Genomic DNA, 13,593 nt, shown 5'->3' on the forward strand with positions numbered 1-13,593 from the left:
ACCGCACACGGCGATTCTCCCTCATCTGAACGTCGCTCGATGCGTCAAATCGACGACGGACGCCGCAAAAATCAACCGCCGCTGCACATCTGCTCATCACGTCTGGCAAATTGATCGTTAGGGTGTTAACCGAACACTGGGCATTACCCGGCAGAACTTACCCGCCCCCGCATACCTTCTTCATTGCAGCATCCTTCGCGTTGATGTCGTCGAGTGCGGCTTGAAACTGTGCATCGGTCGCAACGTCCCTATTCCCCATAGCCGTCCCCTTGCGATAGGACTCGGCTAACGCACGTGCGGGATCGCGATATGTCGCGCCAAGGGCTGGATTGGTCGCTGCATCCTCAAGCATGGCTGCAGCGTTTGTCAGTGCTATCCGACCTAGCGCGACCTCGTGGCCGTTCGTGTCAGCTTGCACTGCTTGCGCGCCTAGCTTGTAGGTATCGCACAATTGCCGTTCAGCTCCGGAAGTCTCGACGGCACTGTAGGTCGGCGCAGTGGATGTCGTTGTTGACTTCGTAGCTGTCGGTCGAGTCAGCGCCACAATCAATGCAGCGATCGCCAGGACCGTAGCTATTCCAGCCAAGAGCGCCGCAGGCCATGTCCGAGGACGAGCTTGTGGCTGGGTGGGAAATACGGGTGACCATTGCGTTGGTCTGGGAGCGCCTGCGGTCGGCCCACTCCCAGGAGCTGGAGGCAAATCCCCCGCCATGCGTCCTCCTCAGATCTCTTAGCGGCGTTCGACGTAGACTGCCGAAGATCCTGCGCCGCGTGTCCCCTTAGTGGAACAGCTAACCAACCAGTGAGCAATCACCGCGGCCTTGCGAGTAAGAACTCAGCCGTCGCCGCATACCGACTTCATTGCGGCGTCCTTGGCGTTGACCTCATTGACTTGCGCTCTAAAGGCAGGATCGTCCCGTTGCGACCAGCTGCCCATCGCAGTGGCTTTCGTATACGCCGCAGCCAACGCAAGTGCGGCAGCTCGATCGCTCGATGAGATTGCCGGTGCAGCACTTAACGCCTGCTCCAGGATTAGGGAACCGTTTACAGAGGCAACGCCAGCCAACGCCGGATTGTCACCGTTGGTATCGATTTCGACCGCGCGCGCAGCCAGCTTGTATGCCGCGCAAAGCTGTTTGTGTGCCGCTGCGGTTTGGTCCGCGGTATACGAAGGTGTCGCTGAAATGGCTGACGAGGCCGCTGGCCGGTCGCCTGTAGGCCGGATCAAGGCGACAACGAGGGCAGTGCCGCCCAGCAGGACGGCGACGGTCGCTAGCGCGACCGCCGGCCATATGCGTGAGCGCGCCGCGGGATAGCCCGGTGCTTGCTGCCCTACCGGCGGACCAACATGCGGCCCCGCAGCCGGATGCGAAGGCGGGTCCTCCGTCACCGGCATTCCTTAGACGTTCTGTGTTGAAGGACCGGAACTCGGTCGCAGCGCCTGCATTTCGGTGGCGTTGTTCTTATCCATGTTGGTGAACCCGTTGGCCGCGTGGTGCGCCTTGGTGCCCACACCGGTCAGCGTCTCGCTATGTCCCTGAAGCGCTTTCACGTGCTGGCCGTGTGCGGCTGAAACCGCACCGTGAAAAGCGTCGGCCGCGGCGAAATCACCGAACATCCCCGACGCCACGGTTCCGCCCGCCAACTGATCCGCCCCGTCTTGAGCGTGCCCACCGGCACGGTGCGACTGATTGCCACCGGAGTGCAAAAGATCCGTATCGACGAACATCGGCACTCCTTCCGGGTCTCAAGCGATGGGGTTCAATACGCGCCACAGTCGCCGTTGATCAGGCTAAATGCCGATTCGCGAGTGGTCAATTCACCACCGCCCCCGGCTGTCCCGCGGCTAGAAACCATGATCATTGGTGACCGTTCGCGCCGGCCGATCCCATTCCGGATCGACCGTGACCGGCATCTGGACTCCGATATGCGGCAGCGACATCGTCCCCAAGGGGGTGTGCACCTGGAGCGGAACGGCGATCCGCGCTGCGGCTCGGTCGGGCGCCAGCATGCCTTCGCCGGCCAGGCGATCGCCGTGCCCAGTGACGATCTCAGTCATGTTGCGCAGGGCCTCGCTGCCCACGTCGTAGTAGTGCGAGTGGTCAGTGAACCACGGCATGACACTGTGTGAGCCGGCGACTTCGGCGCGAAACCGCACCGCCCCGAAACCCGCGTGAGCCGGGTCCGCGCCGAGCCCGGCCAAGGGGCCCAACGGTCGGTCCAGCGTCGCGTTCAGCCCATTGGGCAGGCCACCGCCCGACTCGCCGATCCAGCTGATCGCGTCGGTCGATGCGGCACCCACGTACAGCCTGCCGCCGTCGAGATGAAAGTCCGCCGCGTTACTCGCCAAATCGGTTCCCGGGCAACCGGTTAGCACGGCGTCGTTGGCGCGCATGCCGCTGTTGGCGAACGCGTCGGCGACAGTTGTGGAACCGTAGGAATGCCCCAGAACAGTGACATGCCTGGGGGTCGACGCACCATGAGTGGCGGCAAGGCCGTTGACGTCGGCGGCCAGCAACGCCCCCGCCTGCCGGGCCCGCCATGGGGTACCGACCTGTTCCAGGTTCGACGGGTCGGTCACGGCCTGCTGCCAACGTGACGCGAATTCGGGTGCGTCATAACCCATCCAGGCCAACACCGCGGTGGAGTGTTGGGGGTCGGCTCTCGCAGCCTGCTGGTACAGGTTGATGGCGTCGTCTGTCCCGTCGGACATCCACCCTGCCCGCACGCTGCTGTTGGTGCCGGGGACGATGACCGCCGTGTTGCGGGCTTTGTCCGGGTTGCCGATCGCGACGGCCGCCCTGCCCTTGCCGTTGAATGCCAGCGGGTCATACGCCCACAACATGACGGGCAGCCCGTCATGCCCTTCGTCGCGCTCGAGGAAGTCGTTGGTTTTCACCGCGTTCTGGTATCGGGTGATGTCGGTAGCGCACAGCCCGTAGTCGCCGGGGCGGGTGAACACGTCGGCATCCCGGTTGTTCAGTGCGCTATCTCGGAGCGCTGCGGGAACCAGCCCGCGCTGACGGGCAACGTCTTCGACCCTGCGCAGGTCATCGTTCATCGCCGCCTGGTTGACCGAGTCGCGCACGTCGGCCGGGATGCCGTTGAGGTTGCCCAGCTCGTCGGGGTGCTGATCGATCAGCAGGCGCTTTTGCTCGGCGCTCGACGAATCCCACCATCGTGTTACTCGTCCTGGATCACTGTCCGGTAGCGGAATCGACAACTCGTCGACACCTTGAATCTCGGCCGGGTCAGCCCCATCAGCCCGCAGCGTTCCCAAGGCAGACGCAAGCACGGCCGAATATCGATCGCGAATCTGACGGAGCGCCAGCATGATTGCCCTCACCTCGGTAACGGCGTCCCCGCGCAGGTCGTCGGCGCCACAAACATCGTCGTCGGCGAGGGCCTCGCAGATCTCGTCGTCGATGGCCTCGAGGTCGTACTCCAGCGCGGCTAGGTACCACGCGGAGGTGCGTTGGCCCTCGGCCAGAGCGGCGGCGATGCCCTCCAAATCGATTGCGATCGCGGGTAATTGCGCGGCCTCCAGGCCCAGTACCCTGGTGACACGCTGCACTTCGTCAGCGCCGTTGATCGGATGCTCGCCATTACGGTGATCCCACGCCGCCTCAAACCGGCGGCGTGCGGCCTCAAACGCGAAAGCGGCCTCGGCAGTACTCACCCCGGCATCGCGGAAGGCCTGCGCCAGCGCTGAGATCTGCGCCGGGCGACCGGCCTGCAGGCCGGCGTCGGTCGACCAGGGATCGCCACCGGCCTGGGCGACGAGGAATGGAATGCTCAGGTGGCGCAGTTGCATCGCATCCGCATCGAGTCGCGACGGTACGTCACCGACCCGTTGTCACAGCGTGCTCGCCCCGTCGGCCAGACCGTCGCCGTCCGAATCATTCAGCCGGACATTCCATTTGCCGTCGCAATCGGTGTCGACGTAACCGGTCACGCCGGTGTCGTCCGAGCGCAGCACCCGGTCGGCGAGCCCGTTGCCGTCCGTATCGACGAGGCGTGCGTCGGCGCTCCCGTGGCCGTCGAAGTCGACCATCGGGCCGCCGGTGTGCTCGACCCCGTCGAGGTCGAACCAGCGCAACTGGCCGCCCCGATCCATGGCCACCGCCCACGTCCCGGATCCGTCGTCGGTGAAGTACGCCTCGGGGGTGCCGTCATTGTCGAGGTCCAGCACGGCGTGATCGACGAGGCCGTCGCCGTCGAGATCCGTGAGGGCGTCGTCGCGCAGTCCGTCGTGATCGAAATCCAGTCCGATCGATTCGAAGTGACCGTCGTGGTCCAAGTCGAGGTCCGGCTGCCCGTGCCAAATCGCCGCTGCGCCGTTATCGCCAGAGATGCAGTAGTCCATGGGTATTCGGACGCGTGGCTGCGGCTAGTCGTTCCCCCGAGACTGCCACCACGCCAACAACTCCGCGGTCGCCTCCTCGTTGTCCAGCGGGCCGCGCTCCAACCGGAGCTCCTTCAAGAATCGCCATGCCTCACCGACTTGCGGGCCGGCCGGGATGCCGAGCAGCTCCATGATTTGGTTGCCGTCCAAATCGGGGCGCACCCGCGCCAGATCTTCCTGGGCGGCCAGCTCGGCGATCCGCGCCTCGAGCCGGTCGTAACTGGCCTGCAACCGCGCGGCCCGGCGCTTGTTGCGGGTCGTGCAGTCGGCTCGCACCAGCTTGTGCAGCCGCGGCAGCAGCGGGCCGGCGTCGGTGACGTAACGGCGCACCGCCGAGTCGGTCCACTTGCCGTCGCCGTAGCCATGAAAACGCAGATGCAGATACACCAGCTGCGAGATGTCTTCGACCATCTGCTTGGAATACTTCAACGCCCGCAACCGCTTCCGGGCCATCTTGGCGCCGACGACCTCGTGGTGGTGAAAACTCACACCGCCGTTGGCTTCGTGGCGCCGCGTGGCGGGCTTGCCGATGTCGTGCAGCAGCGCGGCCCACCGCAGCACCAGATCCGGGCCGTCGTCTTCCAGGGCGATCGCCTGGCGCAGCACGGTCAGCGAGTGTTGGTAGACGTCCTTGTGTTGGTGGTGTTCGTCGATGGCCATCTGCATGCCGCCGACCTCGGGCAGCACCACCTCACCCATGCCGGTCTGCACCAGCAGATCGATGCCGGCCGTCGGGTCGTCGCCGAGCACCAGTTTGTCCAGCTCGGCGGCCACCCGTTCGGCGCTGATCCGCGACAGCTGCGGGGCCATCTCGTTGATCGCCTCGCGGACCCGCGGCGCGACACCGAAGCCGAGCTGCGAGACGAACCGCGCGGCGCGCAGCATTCGCAACGGGTCGTCGCCGAAGGACACCTCCGGCGCGGCGGGAGTGTCCAGGATTCGCGCGCGCAGCGCAGCCAAACCGCCTAGCGGGTCGAGGAATTCGCCCGGCCCATGGGGCGTGATGCGCACGGCCATCGCGTTGGCCGTGAAGTCGCGGCGCACCAGATCATCTTCGAGGCGATCGCCAAAGCGAACCTCGGGATTTCGCGACACCTGGTCGTAGGTGTCGGCGCGAAAGGTGGTGATCTCCAGGCGGTGGTCGCCCTTGCCGACACCGACGGTGCCGAATTCGATCCCGGTGTCCCACAAGTTGTCGGCCCACCGCCGCAGAATTTGTTGCACCTGTTCGGGCCGGGCGTCGGTGGTGAAATCCAGGTCGGGACTCAACCTGCCCAACAATGCATCCCGCACCGACCCGCCGACGAGGTAGAGCTCGTGGCCCGCGGCGTCGAACGCGGAGCCGAGCTCGGCCAGCATGGGCGCATGCCGATTCAGAGCGACCGCGGCGGCGGTCAGCAGGTCGGCATCCTGGGCGGCGTCTGGCACGTTCGATCAGCCTAGTCGGCCGTCGGCGAAAAGCCCCTGTGAGGCGGCTCGCACGCGGACACGGTGAATTGACCGAGCGGGGAGCGTCAGTAGCGTTACGTGCGACGAAAGGGTCAACGGCGGGATGACGGGTTGCATCTTTGATACATATGCAAGGGCGCACTGATCATGTTCGCGGTGGAGACCCGTGGAAGGTCATCGCGAACAACTGAAAGCACAATAAATGCCGTCTTTCCTCCGAGTTCGTGACTTAGACGCCACCACATGGCGCACGGCGACCTTGTCCACGCCGTTCGTCGTACAGATCGTCCTAGGACTGCTGCTCGCCACGATGTGGGTGCTGGGCAAAGGGATCTTCGCGACCGAACGCGGACACACCGAACGCAGCTGGATGCTTCTCGCCGCCGCGATCACCACCGTGGTATCTCTTGCGGTCGCCGCGGCACTGTGGCAATCGCCTAGGCCGCGCAACCGCGGTCTTGCGCTTAGCATTGCGGGATCTTCCGCGACGGTGCTCATCGGTGGGATTGTTTACGCTTACTTGGTATTACGCTGAAAGGTCTTGTGATGGCCGATGAATCGGTACTCCCGTTATCGCAATCGCGCTACGGGCCGGTCACTTTCGGGGTAGCGGTACTCCACGTCTTCATCGTCGAATTCACCACATGGCTTTTCATGCCGTACTCGATCGTCTTTGTACTTCCCGTAGTCCTCGTCTACATGGCGATCGCAGCTCTGGTTATGCAGGCTTCGGGAACAGTGGGCCAGATCGGGCGTGGAATGCTCATCGGCAGCCTGTCCGGGCCACTCTCACTGCTGATCTTCGGTGCGCTGTGGGCAATCGCTCACGCGGTCGGCCCGATCTGACGAGTGACCTTCCGCCGCGCCCTCCCGCGCCCACCCGCGGCGAGTATCTCCGGCAGAAGATGCCGTGCCAGCTACTATCGCTTGGGTGTCGGACGGCGAACAAGGCAAACCACGTCGGCGCCGGGGGCGTCGCCGCGGCCGTGGCACCCCGGTTTCGTCCGAGAACCAAACCGCCGGTCAAGTGACCGGTGATTCGACGGCCACCAAGTCGCGCCGATCCCGGGCGTCCCGCCGCGGACCCGATCAGCTGCGCACCGTGCACGAAACCTCGGCCGGGGGGCTGGTCATCGACGGGCTCGACGGACCGCGCGAGTCTCAGGTCGCCGCGTTGATCGGTCGCATCGACCGGCGGGGACGGATGCTGTGGTCGCTGCCCAAAGGGCACATCGAACTCGGCGAGACCGCCGAGCAGACCGCTATAAGAGAAGTGGCCGAAGAGACCGGCATCCGGGGCAGCGTGCTGGCCGCGCTGGGCCGTATCGACTACTGGTTCGTCACCGACGGCCGTCGTGTGCACAAGACCGTGCACCACTATCTAATGCGGTTCTCCGGCGGTGAGCTGTCCGACGAAGATCTCGAAGTCGCCGAGGTGGCCTGGGTACCGATGGGCGAACTGCCGTCCCGGCTGGCCTACGCCGACGAGCGTCGCCTGGCCCGCGTGGCCGACGAGCTGATCGACAAGCTGCAGAGCGACGGTCCGGCCTCGCTTCCGCCGCTGCCGCCCAGCGCGCCGCGGCGCCGCCCGCAGACCCATTCGCGGACTCGGCATTCTGACAAACCGGCCGCAGGCCGGAAGAACGGCCACGGACCGGGGCCGTGACAGCTCCGCGTCTGCGTTGGGCCGGCTTGGTGCGGATCGCCGCCGTGCTCGCCATCGTGGCCGGACTCGCGGTGCTCACCGGGCCGGTTATGCCGCGGGCGGCCGCGGGCGAGCCCGGGGTGACGCCGTTCGTCCGGGTCCGCATCGATCAGGTCACCCCAGATGTGGTCACCACAACCAGTCCGCCCGTCGTGACCGTCAGCGGCATGGTGACCAACATCGGCGACCGTCCGGTCCGCGACGTCATGGTCCGGCTCGAGCACGCCGGCGCGGTCACTGCCTCCGCGGGGTTGCGCACCACACTGGACGGCGACACCGATGGCTATCAGGCCGCCGCGGATTTCCTCACGGTCGCGCCCGAACTGCAGCGCGGGCAGGAGGTGGGCTTCACCCTGTCGGCCCCGCTGCGCGCGTTAACCAAGCCATCGCTGGGCGTGGAGAAGCCCGGCATCTATCCCGTCCTGGTCAACGTGAACGGCACGCCCGACTACGGCGCGCCCGCCCGGCTGGACAACGCGCGCTTCCTGCTGCCCGCGGTCGGGGTCCCACCCGACCGCGCCGACGACGTCGGCTCGGCCGTCGCGCCCGACACCTCTAAACCGGTGTTGATGACCATGCTGTGGCCGCTGGCCGACCGGCCCCGGCTGGCTCCGGGGGTGCCGGGCGGGACCATCCCGGTGCGGCTGGTTGACGACGACCTGGCCACCTCGTTGGCCAGCGGCGGCCGGCTCGACATCCTGCTGGCCTCGGCGGAAGTCGCAACCAGTCACGACGTCGACCCCGACGGGGCCGTCGGCCGCGCGCTGTGTCTGGCGATCGACCCGGACCTGCTGGTCACCGTCAATGCGATGACCGCCGGCTATGTCGTGTCCGATTCCCCCGACGGCCCGGCGCAGCTGCCCGGCACCCCCACCCACCCGGGCGGCGGGCAGGCCACCGCGACCGAATGGCTGAACCGCCTGCGCGCCCTCGCGCACCGGACCTGCGTGGCCCCGCTCCCCTACGCGCAGGCCGATCTGGATGCCGTGCAGCGCGTCAACGATCCCGGCCTGAGCGCCATCGCCACCACGAGCGCCAACAACATCATCGACAAGATCCTGGACGTCTCCTCGATCCGCGGCGCCACGCTGGTGCCCGACGGCCCGCTGACCAGCCGCGCGGTCAAGCTGCTCGGCGCCAACGACAACACCGTCGCGATCGCCGCCACCGACCTGTCGGCCGCCGAGGCGCAGGGCTCCTCGGAAACCGCCGTCGACACCGCGCCCCGGCGGTTGTCCCCGCAAGTCGTGGTCGCGCCGTTCGACCCCGCCGTGGGCGCCGCGCTGGCCGGAGCGGGGACCAACCCCGAGGTGCCGACGTACCTGGACCCGTCCCTGACGGTTCGGCTCGGACATGATTCGGTGACCGCGCGCCGCCAGGACGCTCTGGGCTCGATCTTCTGGCACGCGCTGCGCCGCGACGACCCGCGCACCCAGATCCTGGTGCCGCCGACGACATGGAACCTGCAGGCCGACGATGCGCAGGTCATCCTGACCGCGCTGACCACCACCATCCGCTCCGGTCTGGCGGTGCCGCGCCCGCTGCCCGCGGTGATCGCGGAGGCCAACCAGGCTGTGCAAGCCCACCCCGAACCCCCGCAGGAGGTCGGCAGCTATACGTCCGCGCGCGGCCAGTTCAGCGACGACGTCACCGCCGGCATCACAGCGCAGGTCGGCCGGCTGTGGGGCTTGACGTCATCGCTGATGACCGACGACCGCACCGGGCTGACCGGCGTCCAGTACACCGCGCCGCTGCGCGAGGACATGCTGCGCGCGCTGAGCCAGTCGGAACCGCCGGACACCCGCAGCGGGTTGGCCCAGCAGCGCCTGGCGGTGGTCGGTAAGACGGTCAACGACCTGTTCGGCGCGGTGACGATCGTCAACCCTGGCGGCTCCTACACCCTCGCCACCGAGCACAGCCCGCTGCCGCTGGCGCTGCACAACGGGCTGGCCGTCCCGATCCGGGTGAGGCTGCATGTCGACGCGCCGCCGGGCATGAACGTCACCGACGTCGGCCAGATCGAACTGCCGCCGGGTTACCTGCCGCTGCGCGTTCCGATCGAAGTGAACTTCACCCAGCGGGTCGCCGTCGACGTCACCCTGCGGACCGCGGACGGTTTGCGGCTGGGCGAGCCCGTGCGGTTGTCGGTGCATTCCAACGCCTACGGCAAGGTCCTGTTCGCGATCACGCTGTCGGCCGCGGCGGTGCTGGTCCTGCTGGCCGGCCGCCGGCTGTGGCACCGCTTCCGGGGCCAGCCCGACCGCGCCGACCTGGACCGCCCCGACCCACCCGATGCCCGGCACGCCGCCGACGCCGGCCAGGCCCGCGACGAGGCCGACCAGCCGGTCGAACAAGAGCACCGCGTATGACCCCCGCTTATCGGCAGGCCCAACCACACCATCGCCTGCCCGAACCGCCCCGCCATTCCCGGATGCAGGGCTCACCGCCGACCGGTCCGTTGCCGCCCGTTGCCGCCGAGATCGATCGCCGGCGCCCCGAGCTGTCCGACGCGGCGCTGGTGTCGCGGTCGTGGGGGATGGCCTTCGCCACGTTGATCAGCCGGCTCACCGGCTTCGCCCGGGTGGTGCTGCTGGCCGCGATTCTGGGTGCGGCGTTGTCCAGCGCGTTCTCGGTGGCCAACCAGCTGCCCAACCTGGTGGCGGCCCTCGTGCTGGAGGCGACGTTCACCGCGATCTTCGTGCCGGTGCTGGCGCGCGCCGAGCAGAGCGACCCCGACGGCGGCGCGGCGTTCGTGCGGCGTCTGGTCACGTTGACGACGGCGCTGCTGGTCTTCGCCACTGTGCTTTCGGTGGTGGCCGCCCCGCTGCTGGTGCGGCTGATGCTGGGCCGCAACCCGCAAGTCAACGAGCCGCTCACCATCGCGTTCGCCTACCTGCTACTCCCCCAGGTCCTGGCCTACGGGCTGACATCGGTGTTCATGGCGATCCTGAACAACCGCAACGTGTTTGGGCCCACGGCGTGGGCACCGGTCCTCAACAACCTCGTCGCGCTGGTCACCCTCGGGGTCTACGCGCTGGTGCCGGGCGAGCTCTCGGTCGATCCCGTCCGGATGGGCAACGCCAAGCTGCTGGTGCTCGCCGTCGGCACCACGCTGGGCGTGTTCGCCCAGACCGGACTGCTGCTGGTGGCGCTGCGACGCCAGCGCGTCGACCTACGCCCCCTGTGGGGAATCGACCAGCGGCTCAAGCGCTTTGGCACCATGGCCGCCGCGATGGTGCTCTACGTGCTGATCAGCCAGCTCGGCCTGGTGGTCGGCAACCAGATCGCCAGTACCGCGGCGGCATCCGGCCCCGCGATCTACAACTACACGTGGCTGGTCCTGATGCTGCCGTTCGGCATGATCGGCGTGACCGTGCTGACCGTGGTGATGCCGCGGCTGAGCCGCAACGCCGCCGCCGACGACACCAAAGCCGTGCTGGGTGACCTCTCGCTGGCGACCCGGCTGACATTGATCACCCTGATCCCGATCGTGGCGTTCATGACGGTCGGCGGTCCGGCGATGGGCAGCGCGCTGTTCGCCTACGGCCATTTCGGAAACGTCGACGCCGGATACCTGGGCGCCGCGATCACCCTGTCGGCCTTCACGCTGATTCCCTACGGCCTGGTGCTGCTGCAGCTGCGGGTGTTCTACGCGCGCGAACAGCCGTGGACGCCGATCGTCATCATCCTGGTCATTACGGCCGTCAAGATCCTGGGCTCTGTGCTGGCACCGCACCTCACCGATGACCCCAAGCTGGTGGCCGGTTTCCTGGGGCTGGCCAACGGCATCGGATTCCTGGCCGGCGCCGTCATCGGCTACGTCCTGCTGCGACGCGCCCTGCTGTCGGTCGGTGGCCACCTGATCGGCGTGGGTGAAGTCCGCACCATCCTGGTGACGCTCACCGCGTCGATGCTGGCCGGATTGATTGCCCATGTGATCGACCGGCTGCTCGGGCTGAACCGGCTCACCGAGCACGGCGGCGCCGGTTCCCTGCTTCGCCTGCTGGTGCTGGGGCTGATCATGCTGCCGATCACGGCCGCCGTCATGCTGCGCGCTCAAGTCCCCGAGGCACGGGCGGCGCTGGACGTGCTCCGGTACCGCATCACGGGCCGCGGACCGCGCCCCCGCAAACCGAGTGCCAAGGATCGATCGTCCCACCGGCGCCCGGTCACGTACCCTGAGCAGAGGAATTCGTCCCCGCCTGGGGTAAATGCGGTCCAGGAGCCGATCCGGCGCAGGCCTCCGGAGCGGGCAAACCGAGCCCGGCTAGTGAAAGGACCGGAGGTGACCGATCGCCCGATCGAGAGCGCAGCCCCCGGCGCTGGGCCTGGCGCAGGCTCAGGTACCTCGCTGCCGCGGCCGGTCGCCGACGACTTTCAGCCTGACATTCCGGCCGACGAGCCCAAGCGGCCCGCCCCGCGCCCGTCCGACAAGGCCAACGACGATATCCCCGGCGAAGCCCGGCGGGCACCGACCCCGTTCGAAGCGCCGCGCGAACGTCGCGCGGATTCCGCCGGAGACGACGTGCACCTGGTCCCCGGCGCCCGCATCGCCGGCGGCCGCTACCGCCTGCTGGTCTTCCACGGCGGCGCCCCACCGCTGCAGTTCTGGCAGGCGCTGGACACCGCGCTGGACCGGCAGGTGGCGCTGACCTTCGTCGACCCGGACGGGGCCCTGCCCGGTGAGGTCCTGCAGGAGATCTTGTCGCGCACCCTGCGGCTCAGCCGCATCGACAAGCCCGGTATCGCCCGCGTGCTCGACGTGGTGCACACCGGCGCCGGCGGCCTCGTCGTCTCCGAGTGGATTCGCGGTGGCTCGCTGCAGGAGGTGGCGGACACCGCACCCTCACCGGTGGGCGCGGTACGGGCCATGCAGTCGCTGGCCGCCGCCGCGGACGCGGCCCACCGCGCCGGCGTCGCCCTGTCGATCGACCACCCCAGCCGGGTCCGGGTCAGCATCGAGGGCGATGTGGTGCTGGCATACCCGGCGACCATGCCCGACGCCAACCCGCAGGACGACATCCGCGGCATCGGTGCCGCGCTCTACGCCTTGCTGGTCAACCGCTGGCCCATCGTGGAGAGCGGGGTGCGCAGCGGGCTCGCGGCGGCCGAGCGCGACTCCTCGGGCAACCCCGTCGAACCCATGTCCCTCGACCGCGACATCCCCTTCCAAATCTCCGCCGTCGCCGTCCGCGCGGTCCAGGAGGACGGCGGAATACGCAGCGCCTCAACGCTTTTGAACCTGCTCCAGCAGGCCACCGCGGTCGCCGACCGCACCGAGGTCCTCGGCCCGATCGACGATTCGCCTTCGCCGTCGACGGCTCTGATCTCACCGGGTCAGGAGCAGGCGACCTTCGCGCGCCGGCGGCGCAATGTGCTCATCGGAGTCGGCGCCGGCCTCGCCGTCATCGTGGTCGCCCTGCTCGTGCTGGCGTCGATCGTGAGCAAGATCTTCGGCAACGTCGGCGGCGGCCTGAACAAGGACGAGCTCGGGCTGAACGGCCCCTCGTCGTCGTCGTCCGCGCCGGCCTCGGCGCCCGCCCCATCCGCGGCCGCGGGCAGCGTCGTCAAACCCACCAAGGCGACCGTCTTCTCCCCCGACGGCGACGCCGACAATGCGGGGACGGCCGGGCAGGCGATCGACGGCGATCCCTCGACGGCCTGGGCGACCGAGGTCTACAGCGACGCCGTCCCCTTCCCCAGCTTCAAGCAGGGCGAGGGGCTGATCTTGCAGCTGCCCAGCCCCACCGTGATCGGCCAAGTCAGCATCGACACCCCCAGCAACGGAACCAAGGTCGAGATCCGCGCAGCCTCCTCGCCCAGCCCGTCCAGCCTCAACGACACGACCGTGCTGGCGCCGGCCTTCACGCTCAAACCCGGCCACAACGTCATTCCGGTCAAGGCCGGCTCACCGACGTCGAATTTGCTGGTGTGGATCTCCACGCTGGGCTCCACCAACGGGAAGAGCCAAGCGGGCTTTTCGGAGATCACGGTCCAGGCCGCGTCCTGATCCGCGGGCCATTCACACACTCAC

Annotated in this window: 11 protein-coding genes; 5 read left to right on the plus strand and 6 right to left on the minus strand. The window is 67.8% G+C overall.

Translation table 11 applies throughout. The features are described from left to right. Positions 1–157: 157 nt before the first annotated feature. The 6 genes from MTY59_RS27255 to MTY59_RS07400 form a co-directional block, all read right to left on the minus strand. The gene (locus tag MTY59_RS27255) at positions 158–712 is read right to left on the minus strand and encodes a hypothetical protein (protein ID WP_250160740.1); all 555 of its coding nucleotides are present in this window, start codon (positions 710–712) and stop codon (positions 158–160) included. 123 nt (positions 713–835) lie between these two features. Next, complete coding sequence (locus tag MTY59_RS07380; protein WP_250160741.1) at positions 836–1,390, minus strand: hypothetical protein; 555 nt, start codon at positions 1,388–1,390, stop codon at positions 836–838. 9 nt (positions 1,391–1,399) lie between these two features. Next, a complete protein-coding gene (locus MTY59_RS07385; protein WP_221045095.1) occupies positions 1,400–1,729 on the minus strand; it encodes a DUF2563 family protein in 330 nt (109 codons plus the stop codon). Positions 1,730–1,846: 117 nt separating this feature from the next. Next, positions 1,847–3,814, minus strand: coding sequence for a putative alpha/beta hydrolase (locus MTY59_RS07390; protein WP_221045096.1), 1,968 nt, complete (start codon positions 3,812–3,814; stop codon positions 1,847–1,849). A gap of 42 nt (positions 3,815–3,856) precedes the next feature. After that, on the minus strand, positions 3,857–4,366 hold the full coding sequence (locus MTY59_RS07395; protein ID WP_221045097.1) for a pullulanase: 510 nt from the start codon (positions 4,364–4,366) through the stop codon (positions 3,857–3,859). A gap of 24 nt (positions 4,367–4,390) precedes the next feature. Then, positions 4,391–5,833 (minus strand): CCA tRNA nucleotidyltransferase, encoded by a 1,443-nt coding sequence (locus tag MTY59_RS07400; protein ID WP_221045098.1) that lies wholly within the window; start codon positions 5,831–5,833, stop codon positions 4,391–4,393. A 223-nt stretch (positions 5,834–6,056) separates the two neighbouring features. Between MTY59_RS07400 and MTY59_RS07405 the strand changes: the two genes are divergently transcribed. The 5 genes from MTY59_RS07405 (at position 6,057) to MTY59_RS07425 (ending at position 13,569) form a co-directional block, all read left to right on the plus strand. Then, a complete protein-coding gene (locus MTY59_RS07405; RefSeq protein WP_250160742.1) occupies positions 6,057–6,389 on the plus strand; it encodes a hypothetical protein in 333 nt (110 codons plus the stop codon). Positions 6,390–6,400: 11 nt separating this feature from the next. Beyond that, positions 6,401–6,700: a hypothetical protein gene (locus tag MTY59_RS07410; protein ID WP_221045099.1), complete on the plus strand. Its 300-nt coding sequence runs from the start codon at positions 6,401–6,403 to the stop codon at positions 6,698–6,700. Between the two features lie 85 nt (positions 6,701–6,785). After that, complete coding sequence (locus tag MTY59_RS07415) at positions 6,786–7,520, plus strand: NUDIX hydrolase (protein WP_221045100.1); 735 nt, start codon at positions 6,786–6,788, stop codon at positions 7,518–7,520. Further along, positions 7,517–9,928, plus strand: a complete 2,412-nt coding sequence (locus MTY59_RS07420; RefSeq protein WP_221045101.1) for a hypothetical protein — start codon at positions 7,517–7,519, stop codon at positions 9,926–9,928. The genes MTY59_RS07415 and MTY59_RS07420 overlap by 4 nt, the downstream gene beginning before the upstream one ends. A gap of 62 nt (positions 9,929–9,990) precedes the next feature. Further along, positions 9,991–13,569 (plus strand): murein biosynthesis integral membrane protein MurJ, encoded by a 3,579-nt coding sequence (locus MTY59_RS07425; protein ID WP_221046311.1) that lies wholly within the window; start codon positions 9,991–9,993, stop codon positions 13,567–13,569. The last annotated feature ends 24 nt before the right edge of the window (positions 13,570–13,593 follow it).

Source organism: Mycobacterium senriense (assembly GCF_019668465.1).
Taxonomy (GTDB): domain Bacteria; phylum Actinomycetota; class Actinomycetes; order Mycobacteriales; family Mycobacteriaceae; genus Mycobacterium; species Mycobacterium senriense.